Annotated in this window: 18 protein-coding genes; 7 read left to right on the top strand and 11 right to left on the bottom strand. The window is 63.5% G+C overall.

Going from position 1 to position 18,046, the window contains the following annotated elements; genetic code table 11:
• Positions 1–24: 24 nt before the first annotated feature.
• The 4 genes from C9F12_RS21665 to C9F12_RS21650 form a co-directional block, all read right to left on the bottom strand.
• Positions 25–501: a hypothetical protein gene (locus C9F12_RS21665; protein WP_045995122.1), complete on the bottom strand. Its 477-nt coding sequence runs from the start codon at positions 499–501 to the stop codon at positions 25–27.
• 303 nt (positions 502–804) lie between these two features.
• On the bottom strand, positions 805–1,719 hold the full coding sequence (gene rimK / locus C9F12_RS21660; protein WP_045995123.1) for a 30S ribosomal protein S6--L-glutamate ligase: 915 nt from the start codon (positions 1,717–1,719) through the stop codon (positions 805–807).
• 33 nt (positions 1,720–1,752) lie between these two features.
• The gene (locus C9F12_RS21655; protein WP_045995124.1) at positions 1,753–2,190 is read right to left on the bottom strand and encodes a RimK/LysX family protein; all 438 of its coding nucleotides are present in this window, start codon (positions 2,188–2,190) and stop codon (positions 1,753–1,755) included.
• Between the two features lie 91 nt (positions 2,191–2,281).
• Positions 2,282–3,319: a DUF3549 family protein gene (locus C9F12_RS21650; RefSeq protein WP_108450182.1), complete on the bottom strand. Its 1,038-nt coding sequence runs from the start codon at positions 3,317–3,319 to the stop codon at positions 2,282–2,284.
• Positions 3,320–3,797: 478 nt separating this feature from the next.
• Here C9F12_RS21650 and C9F12_RS21645 point away from each other — a divergent pair, with 478 nt between their 5' ends.
• From C9F12_RS21645 to C9F12_RS21625, 5 genes are all read left to right on the top strand, one after another.
• Complete coding sequence (locus C9F12_RS21645; RefSeq protein ID WP_045995126.1) at positions 3,798–4,544, top strand: amino acid ABC transporter substrate-binding protein; 747 nt, start codon at positions 3,798–3,800, stop codon at positions 4,542–4,544.
• 17 nt (positions 4,545–4,561) lie between these two features.
• Positions 4,562–5,236, top strand: a complete 675-nt coding sequence (locus C9F12_RS21640) for an amino acid ABC transporter permease (RefSeq protein ID WP_108450181.1) — start codon at positions 4,562–4,564, stop codon at positions 5,234–5,236.
• On the top strand, positions 5,233–5,982 hold the full coding sequence (locus tag C9F12_RS21635) for an amino acid ABC transporter ATP-binding protein (protein WP_108450180.1): 750 nt from the start codon (positions 5,233–5,235) through the stop codon (positions 5,980–5,982). The genes C9F12_RS21640 and C9F12_RS21635 overlap by 4 nt, the downstream gene beginning before the upstream one ends.
• Before the next feature lie 183 nt (positions 5,983–6,165).
• Positions 6,166–6,510, top strand: coding sequence for a YqcC family protein (locus C9F12_RS21630; RefSeq protein ID WP_045995129.1), 345 nt, complete (start codon positions 6,166–6,168; stop codon positions 6,508–6,510).
• A 40-nt stretch (positions 6,511–6,550) separates the two neighbouring features.
• On the top strand, positions 6,551–7,051 hold the full coding sequence (locus C9F12_RS21625; protein ID WP_108450179.1) for a gamma-glutamylcyclotransferase family protein: 501 nt from the start codon (positions 6,551–6,553) through the stop codon (positions 7,049–7,051).
• 348 nt (positions 7,052–7,399) lie between these two features.
• On the opposite strand, the gene C9F12_RS21620 is transcribed toward C9F12_RS21625, so the two are convergent.
• Together C9F12_RS21620 and C9F12_RS21615 are read right to left on the bottom strand one after the other, a co-directional pair.
• The gene (locus tag C9F12_RS21620; RefSeq protein WP_108450178.1) at positions 7,400–8,038 is read right to left on the bottom strand and encodes an OmpW family outer membrane protein; all 639 of its coding nucleotides are present in this window, start codon (positions 8,036–8,038) and stop codon (positions 7,400–7,402) included.
• 278 nt (positions 8,039–8,316) lie between these two features.
• Complete coding sequence (locus C9F12_RS21615) at positions 8,317–8,925, bottom strand: OmpW family outer membrane protein (protein ID WP_108450177.1); 609 nt, start codon at positions 8,923–8,925, stop codon at positions 8,317–8,319.
• 299 nt (positions 8,926–9,224) lie between these two features.
• On the opposite strand from C9F12_RS21615, the gene C9F12_RS21610 reads away from it, so the two are divergent.
• Positions 9,225–9,545 (top strand): hypothetical protein, encoded by a 321-nt coding sequence (locus tag C9F12_RS21610; RefSeq protein ID WP_108450176.1) that lies wholly within the window; start codon positions 9,225–9,227, stop codon positions 9,543–9,545.
• Between the two features lie 143 nt (positions 9,546–9,688).
• Here the strand turns inward: C9F12_RS21610 and putP are convergent, their stop codons facing one another.
• From putP to C9F12_RS21590, 4 genes are all read right to left on the bottom strand, one after another.
• On the bottom strand, positions 9,689–11,167 hold the full coding sequence (gene putP, locus C9F12_RS21605; protein ID WP_045994400.1) for a sodium/proline symporter PutP: 1,479 nt from the start codon (positions 11,165–11,167) through the stop codon (positions 9,689–9,691).
• Positions 11,168–11,376: 209 nt separating this feature from the next.
• Positions 11,377–14,568, bottom strand: coding sequence for a bifunctional proline dehydrogenase/L-glutamate gamma-semialdehyde dehydrogenase PutA (gene putA, locus C9F12_RS21600; protein WP_108133002.1), 3,192 nt, complete (start codon positions 14,566–14,568; stop codon positions 11,377–11,379).
• 180 nt (positions 14,569–14,748) lie between these two features.
• Positions 14,749–15,573 (bottom strand): AraC family transcriptional regulator, encoded by an 825-nt coding sequence (locus C9F12_RS21595; protein ID WP_108450175.1) that lies wholly within the window; start codon positions 15,571–15,573, stop codon positions 14,749–14,751.
• Positions 15,574–15,641: 68 nt separating this feature from the next.
• Complete coding sequence (locus C9F12_RS21590) at positions 15,642–16,013, bottom strand: hypothetical protein (protein ID WP_108450194.1); 372 nt, start codon at positions 16,011–16,013, stop codon at positions 15,642–15,644.
• A gap of 385 nt (positions 16,014–16,398) precedes the next feature.
• Between C9F12_RS21590 and C9F12_RS21585 the strand changes: the two genes are divergently transcribed.
• Complete coding sequence (locus tag C9F12_RS21585) at positions 16,399–17,322, top strand: YeeE/YedE thiosulfate transporter family protein (RefSeq protein WP_108450174.1); 924 nt, start codon at positions 16,399–16,401, stop codon at positions 17,320–17,322.
• Positions 17,323–17,437: 115 nt separating this feature from the next.
• Here the strand turns inward: C9F12_RS21585 and C9F12_RS21580 are convergent, their stop codons facing one another.
• A complete protein-coding gene (locus tag C9F12_RS21580) occupies positions 17,438–17,845 on the bottom strand; it encodes a DUF1090 domain-containing protein (protein ID WP_108450173.1) in 408 nt (135 codons plus the stop codon).
• Positions 17,846–18,046: the final 201 nt, after the last annotated feature.

Genomic DNA, 18,046 nt, shown 5'->3' with positions numbered 1-18,046 from the left:
GGATTGGCGTTGTGGTCGACGGCGTCAGCGTTTGACGGTTCGACGGCCTGCGCCACGCTTCTGGGCGGTCGACTTCTGCAGGTCGTAGAGCTCGCGAATCAGCGCGCGGCAACCCTTCCATACCTCTTCGATCACCGGCTCGATGGGGCCCGGCAAGGGATGGGTAAACAGGGTGGAGAGGGACTGCATCAGCACCCGCTCCTGCTCGAGCAGCTCGTTGATCAACACCTGTGAGTCGTTGCCGACAAAGCTCTTGAGACGACTCCACAGCCACATGTAGTCGTCGCGTTCGACGTCGGCATCACGCGGCAGCAGGTCGAGGTGTTCGCGCGCCAGCTCCTGGAGCTCGCGCATGGTCTTCTGGCGCGTCTCGAAGTGGGGCTCCAGAGCGTCGCGCAGCGAGGGTCGCAGGCGCTCGAGATTGTCCTGGAAATAGTCGACGCTGTCGGCCAGGGCCTCCAGCAGGCTGTCCATCGCCACCTGGCGATTATCGAGAAACATGCGCGTCACCTCCTCCGGTGACGCAAATTGTGGGGCTCCAGCAGGAGTTTTGCCACCCCTAATGTGGCAAATATTTATGATTCTTGCGGTGGGATAGTCGATCGCTTCGACCTTGGTCGAAAAGCGCTGACAAAGTTGACCAGGTTGCGGCGAGATATCGTCGTAGGCGAAGGGCCGCCTCGCGCTTGTGAGCGGTAAGTGAGCGCCAATGACAAGACGGGCGACCGTGCTATCGGTCGCCCGTCGGCGTTATCCTTTACGGGGCTTTTATCTTGAGCCCTTGCCGCTTCAGCGCTTGCCGCTTTAGCCCTTGGGTTTGGCCGGCGTACGGGTCCGTGGACGCGCCGTGGCGCTCTTTTCCAGGTGTTCGATGACCAGGCCGGCGATGTCCTTGCCGGTGGCGCTCTCGATGCCCTGAAGGCCGGGCGAGGAGTTCACCTCCATCACCACGGGGCCATGGTTGGAGCGCAGCAGGTCGACACCGGCCACGCGCAGACCCATGGACTTGGCCGCGCGGATGGCGGTGGAGCGTTCTTCCGGGGTGATGCGGATGACGCTGGCGCTGCCGCCGCGGTGCAGGTTGGAGCGGAACTCGCCTTCGGCCGCCTGGCGCTTCATCGCTGCCACCACCTTGTCGCCGATGACAAAGCAGCGGATGTCGGCGCCCTTGGCTTCCTTGATGTACTCCTGAACCATGATGTTGGCTTTCATGCCCATGAACGCCTGGATCACCGATTCCGCCGCCTGGTTGGTCTCGGCCAGCACCACGCCGATACCCTGGGTGCCTTCCAGCAGCTTGATCACCAGCGGGGCGCCCTTGACCATGGTGATCAGGTCCGGGATGTCATCGGGGGAGTGGGCGAAGCCGGTCACCGGCAGGCCGATGCCCTTGCGAGACAGAAGTTGCAGTGAGCGCAGCTTGTCGCGGGAGCGGGTGATGCCGACGCTGTCATTGAGCACGGTGACGTTCATCATCTCGAACTGACGCAGCACGGCGCAGCCGTAGAAGGTGACCGAGGAGCCGATGCGCGGGATGACGGCGTCGAAGGGCTCGAGTTCCTCACCCTTGTAGTGAATCGACGGATGGTGAGAAGCGATGCTCATGTAGCAGCGCAGCGTATCGACCACCCGGGCCGTATGGCCGCGTTGTTCGGCGGCTTCCACCAGGCGACGAGTGGAGTAGAGATTGCGGTTGCGGGACAGCAGCGCGATATGCATGTGCGAGTCTCCAGGTCAGGGGCGGTGGATCCGTCAGGGTTCGCCGTGCAGAAAGGTGGCGCCGGGCGCCACCAGCAGGCGGCGCAGTGCGCGGCGACCGAGAAGCATGGGGTGGCGCATGTTGCGCCGGTCGGTCAGGGATAGCTCGACGGGAAATTCCAGATCCCCCATCTGCATCTGGGTGCGAATGAAGTAGCGCCACTCGGCCTGGCCGTTGGAGCTGGTAACCTTGCGCCGATCATGCAGGTGCATGCGGTACTGGTGTGACGGACTGTCGGGGCCGCCGGCACGGGTGACGAAGCTGACCCACAGGATCTCGTCCTCCTCGAAGGACTCGATCTCCTCGGCGTGCAGCGCCGAGGTGCGAGCGCCGGTGTCCACCTTGGCACACAGATGCAGATGCATCTGCGGCAGGATCACCATCTCGCGGCGACCGACGACGGCCTGAGCCTGAAAGGGCAGGTCCTTCATGTCTTCTCCTTGTCGCGGGATGCTGCTTGTTATTCAGGCGACGTCCGTTGTCGAACTGTCAGTGGCAACGAACGTCACACGGGCAAGCGAATCAATGACCGCCTGTGCCCTTGACCGCCGCCAGTCGGCGAGCGGTGGCGGAGTCCTTCGGGGCCTGACGCAGCGTCATCAGTACCGGCAGACGCAGCCGGGGGATCTGCGCCAGGTCCCTCGCAACGGCCAGGAAGTCTGCCCCCTCGCATTCGGCGACCCGCTCCAGAAACAGCGGCAGGCGCTCGGCGTGCTCCAGGTGTTGCCAGCCCCGTGCGGCGATTGCCGCGAGGGTGTCCGGGCCGCAGGCATCGCTATCGGCCAGCAAGGCGTCGAACCAGTCACCGGCCAGGCTGTCGGGCGCGTTGCCCACGGCGCGTACACAGGCGCAGAAGGTCTCGATGTCGCCCTGGCTGGCGGCCTGTTCGCCGCGCTGACGCAGCGCCTCCGCAAGCTCTGCTGATAGTGCTACATGTTCCAGACAGTAGCATAGCGATGTCAGCACTTCGCTGTGCAGCTGCGGGATAGCGGCCACCAGCGAGGCCTCAGTCTCGGGAGTGAGACGCGCCACATGGTCGGCCAGCCCCTGCAGGCCCAGCGCCTGCCAGTCGTGGCCACCCTGGCCCGACAGGAAGGCTTCGACCGGCTCAAGGTGCTCGCTGGCGGGACGCTCCAGATCGGCGCTGGCTCGAGCGTGCAGCATCGCCTGAAAGGTCAGGGAAGGGGTGAAGGCCAGCGGGTTGTCCTTCATCAGATTGTCGATCTCGCCGCCGTCGGACTGCTCCAGCGCTTCTGCGCTGCGTCCCAGGGTGGACAGCAGGCGCTCGAGGAAGGCGTCCCGCTGGGCGGCATCCAGAAGGCCCTGTTCGTCCACCGGCAGCGCCAGGAACCAGATCAGCGGGTCGCTCATGTCACCCAGGCGAAACACCAGCGCCAGGCGGGCACGACCCTGCCAGGGTTCCGGCCAGGGGACCTGGCCGCTCTCGAAGTCTGCCAGGGTCTCGAGCGCGCAGGGGTGCACACGCCGTCCCATATGATAGAGACGCACCTCGGCACCGGTCAGGGTGAAAAAGTCGTGAAGACGATGGATCGCTTGCATGGCCCCTCCGAAAGATCAGCGTGCACTCTATCGCGCCGCTCGAGGAGTGTCAGCCGTCCTCGGCGGAAATTTGTGCATCCCTCGCACTGAATTTGCTGCACCGCTGGTGAATTTTTGATCAAGCGCCGCGAAAGAGCGTCAGAAGCGGCCCGGCGTCATCTGTCAAAGGGTTATCCACAGGGACATTCAGCGCTTCTGTGAATGAATGATGGTGGGGATAAGTCGATGTTGTGACAGTCAGCCGACGGCGGTCGGCGGTTGCTCCCGGGAAGGGCGATCGCAATAGCAGGAGGCTATGGTTCACCCTGGGATTTTTCACTGCGTCTGCTATCGATTTGGAATATAATGCAGTTCGTTTATTCCAAATCATGCTGAGCCATCGAGCAGCCCAGGGTTGAAGTGGCGATGGATGCCTCCACCTGTCACCCTCCCGGGCCATGCCGCACTGGCCGCCCCAATCGTTTTCAAGGAGCCGTCCATGGTTCGTCATCTGGCTGTTTCTCTTGCCGCCGCAGGTGCCATCGGTCTCGCTGCCGGTGCCCACGCCGACACCCTGAAAGTCGGCATGTCCGGTGGTTACTTTCCCTTTACCTTCGTCGAGCAGGACACCCTCAAGGGCTTCGAGGTCGACGTGATGGAAGCGGTGGCCGAAGAGATGGGCACCGAGGTGGAGTTCGTCACCGCCAACTTCTCAGGGTTGTTCGGCATGCTCGAGTCCGGGCGCATCGACACCATTGCCAACCAGATCACCATCACCGAGGAGCGTGAGCAGAAGTACCTGTTCACCTCGCCCTATGTGTATGACGGTGCTCAGGTGGTGACCAAGGAAGGTAATGACGAGGTCTCCGGGGTCGAGGATCTGGCGGGCAAGACTGTGGCCGTCAACCTGGGCTCCAACTACGAGCAGTTGCTGCGCGAGCTGCCCTACGCCGACGAGATCGATATCCGCACCTATGAGAGCAACATCGAGCAGGACACCGCGCTGGGTCGTGTCGATGCCTTCGTCATGGATCGCGTCAGCGCCACCCAGGTGATCAAGGAAAAGCCGCTGCCGCTGGCGCTGGCCGGCAAGCCGTTCTCCGAGATTCGCAATGCGCTGCCGTTCCGCCAGGACGACCAGGAACTGCGCGACGAGGTCGACCAGGCGCTTGACACCCTGCGTGAAGACGGCACCTTGAGCGAGATCTCCGAGCGCTGGTTCGATGCCGATATCACCACGCCCTGAGCGGTGATCGACTCTCCATGAGCATTCTCGACCTCGACTACATGCTCGGGCTGGTGCCCATCCTGCTCAGCTACCTGCCCCTGACCCTGGGGATGGCGCTGGCCGGGATGGCGCTGGCTCTGGTGCTGGCCTGTGGCCTGGCGGTGATCCGGGTACTCAAGATCCCGGTTCTCAACGGCCTGACGCTGTGGTTCATCTCGTTCTTTCGCGGTACGCCGCTGCTGGTGCAGCTGTTCCTGTTCTACTACGGATTGCCTCAGGTGCTGTCGTTTCTGACCACCATCGATGGCATCACCGCCACTATCATGGGGCTGACGCTGCACTTTTCGGCCTATATGGCGGAGTCGATCCGCGCCGCCATCGTCGGCGTGGATCGCAGTCAGACCGAGGCGGCGCTGTCCATCGGCATGACCAACGGCCAGTTGATGCGCCGGATCGTGCTGCCCCAGGCCACTCGCATCGCGGTGCCGACGTTGATGAACTACTTCATCGACATGATCAAGGCCACCTCGCTGGCGTTCACCCTGGGCGTCACCGAGTTGATGGGGGCGACCCAGAAAGAGGCCGCCGGCAGCTTCCTGTACTTCGAGGCCTTCATCACCGTGGCGCTGATCTACTGGGCCATCGTCGAGGCGCTGGCCTGGCTGCAGCGGCGCCTGGAATCCCGACTCAACGAGGCCTATCGTCGATGATCAAGCTAGAGCGACTGACCAAGCGCTTCGGTGATACCACCGTGCTCGACGGCATCGACCTGGAGATCCAGCAGGGCGAGATCATCGTGGTAATCGGCCCCTCCGGGACCGGCAAGTCGACGTTGCTGCGCTGTCTCAACTTTCTCGAGCAGCCCGATGGTGGCCGATTGACCTTGGGTCCGCTGAATCTGGACCTGACCCAGGCCAGCAAGTCCGAGATCCTGGCTGCCCGTCGACACACGGCCTTCGTGTTCCAGAACTACGCGCTGTTTGCCAACAAGACGGCGCTTGAGAACATCGCCGAGGGCCTGATCGTGGTCAACCGCTGGCCCAGGGCCAAGGCCCACCAGCGAGCGCGTGAGATCCTCGAGCGCATCGGCATGTCGGACAAGGCGGACGCCTATCCGGCGTCGCTGTCCGGGGGCCAGCAGCAGCGGGTGGGGATCGGCCGCGCCATGGCCGCCCAGGCCGAGGTGATCCTGTTCGACGAACCCACCTCATCGCTGGATCCCGAGTGGGTCGACGAGGTGCTGGCGTTGATGAAGCAGTTGGCGCGTGAACGCCAGACCATGCTGGTGGTCACCCACGAAATGGCCTTTGCCCGTGACGTGGCCGACCGGGTGGTGTTCATGGAGGGCGGGCGCATCGTCGAGCAGGGGCCTCCCTCGGAGCTGTTCCATGCACCGCAGGACCCGCGTACCCGGGACTTCCTGCGCAAGGTGCTGCCCGCCGCCGAGCCCCTGTAGGCCGAGTCGCTCATCCATCCGGCGAGATCCTCGTTCGAGAAAGTCTGCACGTCGAGGCGTGCCCTTCGAGGTGTCGCGTCTGCAGCGGATCCTCAGGCGGCGCGTGTTGCTACCGGGCTGGCCCTTGCTGGTCCGGCACGCGACAATGACGTGCACCAAGCCCATTTTCAAAGCGGAGGCATCATGCCCACCGAACCTTCCGTCCACGACGCCCTGGGCGCGGCCCTGCGCGAGCTCGAGGCGACCATGAAGGCCGCCAACATGTGGCGTATGGACAAGCCGGAGGCCGCCGCCTTCAACAGTCGGCAGCCGTTCTGCATCGATACCATGTCGCTGCCTCAGTGGCTGCGCTTCGTGTTTATCGCCAGGCTCGATACCCTGGTCGAGCAGCGTGCGCCCCTGCCCGCCAGTTGCGATGTGGCCCCGGCGGTGGACGCCTACCTGATCCAGGAAGGCGCGCGCGCTCAGGACCGGATGCTGTTGCAGAAGGTGATCGAGGATATCGACCGGCTGATCACCGAGAACTGAATCGCCGGTAACGGAAGAAGTCCCCAGCGAGGAGAAGGCGATGCCCTGGTACTTTGCCTATGGCAGCAACATGAACATTGAGCGTGTCGCCGCGCGCATCGGCGAGACCCGGCGTGTGCTGGCCGGCAGCCTGGAAGGCTACGCACTGCGCTTCAACAAGGCCTCCCGGGTGCCGGGCATCGCCCACGCCAATGTGGTGCCGGCGCCGGGCGATCGGGTCGAGGGCGCGCTGTTCGAACTCCTCGAGCCCGAGCAGATCCGGCAGATGGATCCCTTCGAAGGTTACCCGCACGAGTACGACCGTCATCGTCTGCCGGTGATCACCGAACAAGGGCCGATCGAGGCCTGGGTCTATATCGCCGGCGCCGAACGCCAGGGGGATGGCCTGCGGCCCGCCCGCGAGTACCTCGAGCACCTGCTGGCCGGTCGTGACTTCCTGAGCGAGGGCTATCACCAGGCGCTGGCGGCGGTGGAGGCCGTCGAGCACCTCGATGAGGTCACGCTCGGGAGGTTGGGGCTGTCACGCCATCATCCCTGCTAGCTTCTTGCCCCTATTGGCACTGCGGCCTGCTACAGATGCGTCGCCAAATCCACTTTTTGACGTCAACAGCAAAACGCCCACCTCCCAAGTGGGGGCGGGCGTTTGCAATGAAGAGCAATACCGCATGGCGGGTCAGTGGCAGTGTACGGTGCCAGCGCTCCGGTCCATATGGCAGCACTGCCCTGCGGGTGAGCTCTTTCGGCAACCTCCACCATGAGCCAGTGCGGTGCCGCTGATCAGCACCAATACCATCGCAACAATGAGTACCCTCATTTCAGTCTCCCAATGTTAGATCGCGTTTGCGGAAGGTATTGTGCCGTATCGCAGGCTTTGCTGAACTGACCCGGATCAGAAGCGGTAGCTGATACCGGCCATGATCACGTAGGGGTCCACCTCGATCTCGCCGATGTCCTCACCGTTGAGGTCGACGTCGCTGTCGATATCCAGATACCACACCGCCATGTTGGCCGCCCAGTGGTCGTCGATGACCAGGTCGAGGCCCGCCTGGCCGGCCCAGCCCCAGGACTCTTCCAGATCGAGATCGTCCCCGGTATCGATGTCCTCGTCGGAGAAGTGGGTGTAGTTGACCCCCAGGCCAACGTAGGGCTGTACCCGCGCCTCGGTGCCACCGAAGGGGTAGTACTGCACGGTCAGGGTCGGCGGCAGGTGCTCGACGCTGGCGCCGATATCGTTGCCACCGACGTTCAGGTCGACGTCGTGCTCGAAGGGCTCGGCGGCCAGCAGTTCGACGCCGAACTTGTCGTGGAAACGGTAGCCCAGGGTGAAGGCGAAGCCGTTGTCGTCATGGACGTCGGTGTCCATGGTGCCTTCCCTCAGAGAGCCGTTGTCGGAGTCGGGCTTGACCTTGGCCACCCCGATGCGGGTGTAGATGTCGCCCTTGCCGTAGGCGGCAAAGGCCTGGCTGCTGGCGAGGGCGCTGCCGGCGATGGCGGCGACCAGGGCGGTGGTGATCAGGGGATGGCGCATGGTGTTCTCCTTGCGTACTGGCAAAAGTGGGCGAGCCGGTCGGCGAGCCATTCGGCGAGCCCGATTGCCAAGCAGTGTATGCCGCATCGAGAACGTGGTTATTGATCTACCTCAATACCTCCTTTGGTCGACAAAAATGAACCGGCAACGCACCAGAAAAGGCGCCTGGCAAAGCCAGACGCCTTCGATACTGCGGTTGGAATGCGGCGCGATCGAGCTAACCGGTCAGCCGCTTATTTCAAGATCGCGCAGGCGTTTTCTCAATACAGCGCAAGCGCTTAGAAACGATAGGTGACGCCGGCACCGATGGTCATCGGATCGATCTCGGCCTCGCCGACATCGTGGCCGTCGACCTCGATATCGGAATCGACATCGGCGTAGCGGGCGTAGGTGCCGACCAGCAGGTTGTCGGTGACGCTGAGGTCGAGACCCACCTGGGCTGCGGCGCCGTAGGAGCTATCGAGGTCGGCGTTGAAGCTCTCGTCGGAGAAGTGGGTGTAGTTCATGCCCACGCCAACGTAGGGGTGGACGCGAGCGTTTTCCACGCCGCCCAGCGGGTAGTAGTTGAGCATCAGGTTGACCGGGGTACGGTCGACGCTGCCCACATTACCGCCGTTGACCGCGATATCGTGCTCCATGGCCTCGGAGCCGTTGAGCTCGACACCGAACTTGTCGTGGAACAGGTAGCCGGCGCCGTAGGCGAAGCCGTTCTCTTCGGAGACATCGAGATCCTGGTTGGCGATATCGCCGTTGTCCGAGGTGGGATCGGCTTTCTCGAAGCCACCGCGCACGTAGATGTCACCTGCCTGATAGGCCAGGGCAGACTGGGCGGCGAAGGTGGTGGTAGCGAGCAGGGCTGCGGTGCCCATCAGTCGAGTCATGTTCATGCGGGACCTCCTTGATGATCCGATGGCATCCTTCCCGAGGGAAGTAACCTTGTACGCTTCGCAGTTTACGAACAGTGTTTCTAAATGTCTTGTAGAAATATTTAATTGGCCAGATAGCAGTAACTAGCCAGAATTTATGGAACTAAATCGACTTGGGCGGGTAGGTAATGTAAATGCTGTACAATTTTTTTGCACATTGTGGCGTAGACGTCGATGCGCGCTTGTGCACTGCATAAACGCTCGCCGTCCGGCGATAAATCGTCTTCACTGTGGGAGAAGACTCCGGAGGAGAGTGCGGGATGGTGGCCAGACGAAGGCGTGAGAGGTTGCTCGGCATGTCGACGCTGCCCTGGGGCGGGGCGGCACTGGTGCTCGCACTGACCGCTCTGTTGGCGGTGTGGCTGCTGCTGGAACCCTGGCTGATTCGTGATCTCCCGACGCCGGCGAGGCTGGCCATGGTAGTTCTGGGCGTGTGGGCGCTGGGCGGGGGGTTGTCCATGCCGCTGCACTTCTCAGCGGTACCCGGCTGGTGGCGCCTGGCGGGGGCCATGCCCTGGTATCCGCTGGCGCTGGTCAGCTTTATCGTGCTGCTGCTGTGTCGCTACGCCGGCCTGTTTTGAACGGGGCTGATGTGCACGGCCAAGGTGGGCAGGGCGGTTCGACCGTCAGTGAGCGTTGAGCGCCAGGTGCGTGCTCGATGTGTCCCGTAACGAAGAAGGCCGCCCGAGGGCGGCCTTCTTGCGTGGCAGACGATCACTGACGATCAGGCGTCTTCCAGGGTGTCGAACTGCTCGGTGATCTCCTTGCTCGGCTCGGCGGTCATCAAGCTCACCACCACGATGGCGATGTAGGCGAAGATCACGCCGGGCACGATCTCGTAAAGATCGAACAGCCCGCCGGACATCTCGGCCCAGGCCACCACGGTGATGCCACCGACCACGATACCGGCCAGCGCGCCCCACTGGTTCATGCGACGCCAGTACAGCGACATGATCAGTGCAGGACCGAAGGCGGCGCCGAAACCGGCCCAGGCGTAGGACACCAGTCCCAGTACCGTGGAGTCCGGGTTCATCGCCAGCAGGTAGGCGATGACGGCGATGCCGATGACCGCAAAGCGGCCGACCCAGACCAGCTCGGACTGGCTGGCGTCGGGGCGGAACAGCGCCTTGTAGAAGTCATCGGTCAGGGCAGAGGACGACACCAGCAGCTGGGAGTCGGCGGTGGACATGACCGCAGCCAGGATGGCGGCGAGCAGTACACCGGCGACCAGCGGATGGAAGATGGCGTTGACCATGACCATGAAGATGGTCTCGCCGTCACCCAGGTCGCGAGTCATGTAGACCAGGCCCAGCAGACCGACCGCCATGGCGCAGACCAGGCACAGGCCCGACCAGGTCACGGCGATGCGACGGGCGGCGGGGATGTCGGCTTCGGAGCGGATGGCCGCGAAACGCGCCAGGATGTGCGGCTGGCCGAAGTAGCCAAGGCCCCAGGCCAGCGAACTGATGATGCCGATGGCGGTCAGGGTTTCACCGGTGGACGCATCGACGAACCAGCTCAGCATGTCGGGGTTCTCGGCCAGGATCTGCTGGCCACTGCCGCTGAAGCCACCCAGTTCGGTCAGGGCGATGACCGGCACGACCAGCAGCGCCGCTGCCATCATCAGACCCTGGATCAGGTCAGTCCAGGAGACCGCCAGGAAGCCGCCAAAGAAGGTATAGGAGATGATGGCCAGCGTACCGACGGTCACCGCGATGGTGTAGTCGAAGCCGAATACCGTCTCGAACAGCTTGCCGCCGGCAACCAGGCCGGAGCTGGTGTAGAACAGGAAGAACAGCAGGATGAAGACCGCCGAGATCACCCGCAACAGCGGTGCCTTCTCGCGAAAGCGCTTGGCGAAGAAGTCCGGCAGGGTCAGGGCGTCATTGGCCTTGAAGGTGTAGACGCGCATGCGCCGGGCGACAATCAGCCAGTTGAGCCAGGTGCCGATCAACAGGCCCACGGCGATCCAGGAGGCCGACAGACCGCTGACGTAGGCCGCACCGGGCAGACCCAGCAGCAGCCAGCCCGACATGTCCGAGGCGCCGGCAGATATCGCCGACGTCCAGGGGCCAAGCGAGCGGCCACCAAGGATATAGTCGGACAGATTGGTGGTGCGCTTGTAAGCAATGATACCGATGACCAGCATCAATATCAGATACAGCGCGAACGTGATGCCAATGGTGGCGTTGTTTTCGACCATGGGAGCGTTCCTTGTGGTTTTTGTCGTGGGTGGTTGGCGTTCTCAAGTCACCGGCCCTGTGTCGAGCGCGATGATCTCCCCGTGTGGGCGCGGTCGTCACGCGCGTCCCTGCGATCCGGCGCTCCCCTCGGGGTAGTGGGTGAGCGCCGGTTGCCGACGGTGCGCCGACCGTCGGGTGAGTGCGTTGGACCAGCAGGCCAGGGCCTGACTTACTCGTCCCCTAGCGCCAGCAGCGAGGCGTTGCCGCCGAGTGCCGCCGTGTTGTTGGTCACCGTCTTCTCGGTGGCGAAACGCAACAGGTAGTTGGGGCCGCCGGCCTTGGGACCGGTGCCGGAGAGCCCCTGACCGCCGAAGGGTTGAACGCCTACGACAGCACCAATGATATTGCGGTTGATGTAGACGTTGCCAACGCGCACTTTCCGCGCTATTTCATCGGCAAAGGATTCGTTGCGGCTGTGCACGCCGAAGGTCAGGCCATAACCACGCGCGTTGATCGAGGCGATCACCTTGTCGAGCTCGTTGGACTTCCAGCGCACCACGTGCAGCACCGGGCCGAACTGTTCACGCTCGAGCGCATCGATACCATCGATGGTGAAGGCCGCCGGGGCGACAAAGGTGCCTTCACTGGTGTGCTCGGGCTTCAGCGGCGTTTCGCTGATCAGACGTCCTTCACCCTTCAGCCGATCGATATGCGCCTGCAGGTTCTTGCGCGCGTCCTCGTCGATCACCGGGCCTACGTCGGTGCCGAGGTCGCGTGGGTCACCCACGTGGAGTTCGGCCATGGCGCCGTCGAGGATCTGTAGCACACGGTCGGCGACGTCGTCCTGCAGGTAGAGCACCCGCAAGGCCGAGCAGCGCTGTCCGGCGCTCTGGAAGGCCGAGTGGATGACGTCGGCGACGACCTGCTCGGGCAGGGCGGTGGAGTCGACGATCATCGCGTTCATGCCGCCGGTCTCGGCCACCAGTGTCGGCAGCGGCGCATTCTCACGCTCGGCCAGGGCGCGGTTGATGATCTGGGCGGTATCGGTACCGCCGGTGAAGACCACCCCGGTGATCCGCGAATCGCCGGTCAGCACGCTGCCCACGGTGGGGCCGTCGCCGGGCAGCAACTGCACCACTTCACGCGGCATGCCGGCCTGGTACAGCAGCTCGACCACCCGGTGGGCAACGATCGACGTCTGCTCGGCGGGCTTGGCCAGCACGGTATTGCCGGCCACCGCGGTGGCGACCATCTGGCCGCAGAAGATTGCCACCGGGAAGTTCCACGGGCTGATCGCGGCGAACACCCCCTTGCCGCCCATGTGCAGACGATTGGACTCGCCGGTGGGGCCGGGCAGCTCGGTGGGCTCACCGAAGATCTCCTCGGCGCGCACCGCATAGTAGCGACAGAAGTCCACCGCTTCGCGGATCTCGTCGACGCCGTCGGTCAACAGCTTGCCACCTTCACGCGAGCACAGCGCCATCAGCTCCGCCAGGTGCTCTTCCATCAGGTCGGCGAAGCGCCTCAGGATGTCGGCGCGCTCCTTGACCGGGGTGACCTCCCATGCCGGGAAGGCAGCCCAGGCCGCGTCCACCGCCCGCTCGGTCTGTTCGCGGGTGGTCCACTGCACGCTACCGACCACCTGGCGACGGTCGTAAGGACTGGTGACCTCGTGGGTCTGGGCGGGGTCCTCGGCGACCTCGAAGGCCAGCAGCGGACGCGCCTGGTAGCGGGTATCCATGTGCTTGCCCATGGCCTCCATCAGCGGCTGGTACTGGCTGTTGATGGTCAGGTTGACGCCGCGGGAGTTGGGGCGGTGCTCGCCATAGATGTCGCGAGGTAGCGGAATCTGGGGATTGGACAGGCTGTCGAACTGTCGCAGTGTCTCGATGGGATGGACGCACAGCGACTCCACCGGCACCTTGGGGTCCACCAGCTGATGCACGAAGGAGGAGTTGGCACCGTTCTCGAGCAGTCGGCGAACCAGGTAGGGCAGCAGGTCCTTGTGGGCGCCCACTGGGGCGTAGATACGGCAGTAGGTGCCTTCAGGTGCACGCTTTAGCGCGGCATCGTAGAGTGCCTCGCCCATGCCGTGCAGGCGCTGGAACTCGAAGGCTCGGCTGGTGTGGTTGGCCTGCTCGAGGATGGTGGTGATGGTATGGGCGTTATGGGTGGCGAACTGCGGGAAGATGCGACCCTTGGTGGCATCGGACAGCAGGAAGCGCGCGCAGGCCAGGTAGGCCACATCGGTGGATGCCTTGCGGGTGAACACCGGATAGCCGTCGACGCCGAGCTGCTGGGACTCCTTGATCTCGGTGTCCCAGTAGGCGCCCTTGACCAGACGCAACGGGATCTCGTCACCCTGGAAGTCGGCCAGACGGTTGAGGTAGTGCAGCACCGGCAGGGCGCGCTTGGAGTAGGCCTGCACCACCAGACCGAAGTGGCCCCAGCCGCGGCAGATGTCGCTCTCGTAGACGGCGCGGAAGACCTCCAGCGACAACTCCAGGCGGTCGACCTCCTCGGCGTCGATGGTCACCGCCACGTCATTGTCCCGGGCCAGCTTGGCCAGCTCCTTGACGCTGCCCACCAGCTCCTCGAGGACCTGTTCGCGGCGGCCGAACTCGTAGCGCGGGTGCAGCGCGGACAGCTTGATCGAGATCGACGGTGCCGGCGTCCTGTCGCCCAGGTTGCGGCTGGTCTTGCCGACCTGGCGGATGGCGGTGGCGTAGTCGTCGAAGTAGCGGCCGGCATCACGCCGGGTACGGGCGGCCTCGCCCAGCATGTCGTAGGAGTAGGTATAGCCCTTGTCGAACAGCGGCTTGGAGCGCTTGAGCGCTTCGTCTATATCACGCCCCAGCACGAACTGCTTGCCCATCACCTTCATGGCTTCGACCATGGCCCGGCGAATGACCGGCTCGCCCATGCGGTTGACCATCTTGTTGATGAAACCGCTGGGCTTGCCATCCTTGGGCTTGTCCAGGCTCACCACCCGGCCGGTCATCAGAAGGCCCCAGGTGGAGGCGTTGACCATCCAGGACTCGCTCTTGCCGAGGTGGGCCTTCCAGTCGGCCGGGCCCAGTCGATCTTCGATCAGTGCATCGGCGGTGGCCTTGTCGGGGATGCGCAGCATCGCCTCGGCCAGACACATCAGCATCAAGCCTTCGTGGGTATCCAGGCTGTACTGCTGCAGCAGCTCGTCGATGGTATCGACGGCGGTGTCCATCTCGCGCACTTCGCGCACGAGAGAAGCCGTCTTGTCGGCGACGCGCTCGATGTGCTCGTCCTTGCCATCGATCAGCTTGATCAATTCACTTACGAAGGCGTTTTCTTCGACCACGTAGTGATCGCTGATGCGCGCAAAGAGTGTATCCAGATCCTGCTGCCAGGTGGAGTTGTCGAGCATATTGTTGGCGTTGAGCATGTCAGTCCCCAAATGGTGAACCGCCGCGGGCGGAGAAAGGGCTTGCCGCAAAGTCGATCGCGGACGTGCAGTCGCGCAATCCGGGCATGTTGGCAAGCCTAGGTTGCATGCCTCTTCCATGCTTGCCAAATGCACCGAAGGATTTGGCAAATCCACGGGCGTTATCGACTAACCCTAGCTTTAATGTGCCGATTTGGCAGTCAGATGGTGGAGATTCGGTGACGAAATCTCGCTGACATGACGTCGGGTCTGGCTGGGGGGATGGCCATAGTGCTTGCGGTAGGCGCGGGACAGGGCGCTCTGATGGGCGAAGCCGGTGAGGGCGGCGATTTCCGACAACGGCAGGCGACTGCGCATCAGCAGCTGACGTGACGCCTCCAGGCGTCGACGCATCACGTACTGCCAGGGTGACATGCCCGTCTGGGCGCGGAAACGCTCGGTGAAGTGGGTTTCGCTGAGGCAGGCGAAGGCCGCCAGATCGGCGACCTTGAAGCGACGCGCCAGGTGATCGTCGATGTAGCGATCGAGCGCGCGCAGGTCGATGCGCCGGTGGTGCATCGCGCCGGTTTCATCGCCGGCCAGACGCGCATGCAACGAGCCCAGCAAGGTGGTCGCCAGGCGCTCCTGATGCAGGGCAGGGACGGGGCCCTCTAGCGCCAATTGATTCATTTCGGCCACCACGAAACCCAGGAACTGTTTCAGAGGTGCGTCCAGGGTGAAGAAACGTGGCGCGTCGAACAGCCTGGCCAGTTCATGATGATGGCCGGTGAGCGCCAGGGCGTCATCGGGAAGGTCGAGGATCAGTTGGCGGTTGTTGCCGGTGCCGGCGTAGTAGTGGAGGTGGTTGGCGGGCACGATGCAGCCGCAGAATGCCTCGATGGTGCCGCCAAGGCCTTCGATGTCGAAGTCGGCGCGCCCGGCCAGGGCGATCACGATCTGATGGTAGTCGTGGGAGTGATGCCGGGTCGCGGTGTCCAGAGGGATCTGCCTGATGGCGCTGCTCATCGGGGGGCTCCCGCAGGCGGTAACGAGGACGTCATCATACCCGATGGGTACAGGATTCTCACTGACTGTCAGTCCCCCCTGGGCTGCTCCCTGAGGCGGATACGAGCGGCCAGGTGGTCGCGTAGTGCACGCAGGTCCTCTTGTCCGGCGCTGTCCAGCAGGGCCTTGCCCCGGGTCACCCGGCCAAAGCGCCCGTGTTCATCGACCAGGCCGCGAGCGCGGCGTCGGACGCCGTCCAGGTACTCGTCGTGGCGAATCGGATAAAGGATGACGGCATTCCATTCATCTTCGCCAACTGTGCTGTCGAGAGCACGGTCGAACAGGTCAAGCAGGTGCTGTGGCTCGGTGCGGTATCGTGGCGTGCCGGACAGCATCAACACCGCGAGCACCGCGACGAAGACGACCAGACAGACGACGAACACGAGCAGAAACAAGGACAAGGTCATGGCACGGTAGATCGCTTGAAACGGGAAAGGACGGCTGATCGCAAGGCTCTCACATCCAGCCGCACATGTCGCGGGTCCCGATCTGCGTTGACGCTGGTGTGGTGGCAAGGGCGTTCATTGCATATTGTTACATTATGGATGGATGAGAGGCCGCACGACGTCGAGATCGTCGTCGGGGTGACGGCCTGTTCGGCCATCCGCCGCGACACCAGCTCAGAACCCCGTTCTGAACAGAAAGGAATGCAGAGAGGAATGCCGAGAGTAGAGGGACACCGGGCAATAGCATGGCGTGCCGGCCAATATCGCACCATCGCCGGCCATGATCGTCAGATAGTGTTCCGTCCTTGTATTTCCGGAACCGTGTAAACGAGGAGATGTGATGGCTCTGTTGGTCTCCCTGCTGCTGGCTGTCGCGTTGGGGTGGCTCGCCCAGCGTACCGGTCTTTGCATGGTGCGTGCGGTTCAGGGGATACGCATGTGGCGGCCGGGTCTGTTGCTGACCATCGTCGGCTGCGGCGTCTGGTTCTGGCTTGCCAGCCCCCTGTTCATCCATTTCCCTCTTGGCGAGGTGCTCAGGCGTCACGCGATCGGGTGGCCCTTCGCTGTCGGTGGGCTGCTGTTTGGCCTGGCCGCGGCGGTCAATCATGGCTGTTCGATCTCGACCCTTTCCGCCCTGGCGCGGGGGCAGTGGCACATGCTCGCCACCATTCTGGGCTGGGTGCTGGGTTGGTGGATGCTGTATCTGGGCGCCCCTGATATCTCCTACACCCGTCTGGCGACGATCTTCACGCCGGCCTGGTGGCTGGTACTGAGTATCGTCGCAGTCTCGCTGCTGGCGATCTGGCGGCTGTCGCCGGCTCACCGCCGTATCTACGCGGGTGTCATGGTGTTCGGCGCGGTAGGCGGTCTGTTGGGCGTGCTGGAACCACTGTGGTCACCGAGCCAACTGATTCGAGACGTCACCGAGCGTCCTCTGGCGATAGACATGGCCGTCGCCTGGCCTAGCCTCGGACGCGTCCTGATCAGCGTCGCGATCCTGGCGGGAATGCTGGTAGCGGCGCGAGCCCACTTCCGACCGGGCGAGTATCAGGGGTCCCTGGGGCGCTGGATGAAGCATCTGCTGGCCGGAATCTTGATGGGCATCGGCGCCTCGCTTGCGCTGGGTGGCAACGATCTACAGCTATTGATCGCGTTGCCGGCCGGCTCGCCGGGAGCGGTCGTCGCCCTGATCTGCATGATCGCCGGCATCTGGATCGGGCTCGCCATCGAGGAACGTTGGGAGCGACGCCAGGACCGGGACTAGGCGCGGCCAATGGCGGTCGGCAAGCATCCCGACAGCCGATTGTCAGACTGGCGGTGCGACCAGCGCTTGACGCTCTGCGGCTGGCACTGTCCCTCGAATGTCAGCCGTACAAGGTTTAACTGGCCGACGGCAGCAGCACCTTGAGCGCGGCGATGCGAGCGTTGAGCACCTCGATGGCGACCTCGAGAGCCTCGCGTTTACGCGTTATCTGGCCGATATCACCTTCGTCGAAGGCCTCGTTCAACTCCTGCTGGCGCTGTTCCACCATCTGCTGACCCTCACGTACGCGTGACTCGGCCTGGCTGAGCACGTCTTCGCTGGTGCAGCCGCTTCGGACACCATCCAGGGCGAGTTCCAGCTCATTCACCCGTGCGGTGTCCTCGGCATGACGAGCGAAGGCGAGGTCATGCTCGAGTGCCTGCGCGCGCTGATCGCAGCTATCCCTCGCGCCATCGGCCATGGCAAGTGTGCTCACCAGCAGCCAGACAGGCGTCAGCAGCAGGGTGTGGCGGTAAAAAGGCATACGGCGTCCCCACGACTTTATGATTGTGGCGCCAGCCTAGCGTGCGAAAACCGAGCTTGAACAGGGGCCCATCGAAGGGTTCATCGCAGATTAGCGTGAAACGGGCAAGGCGCGTGAGGACAGGCAGGATAGAGAAACGGCGGTAAATCCGAGTAAGCTGATATTCGCCAAAACGTCAGCCTACGGACACCGCCGTTGCCA

It is taken from the genome of Halomonas sp. BN3-1, from assembly GCF_003056325.1.
Taxonomy (GTDB): domain Bacteria; phylum Pseudomonadota; class Gammaproteobacteria; order Pseudomonadales; family Halomonadaceae; genus Halomonas; species Halomonas litopenaei.
The sequence above is the reverse complement of the archived record's forward strand: the minus strand, read 5'-3'. Positions and strand labels throughout refer to the sequence as shown.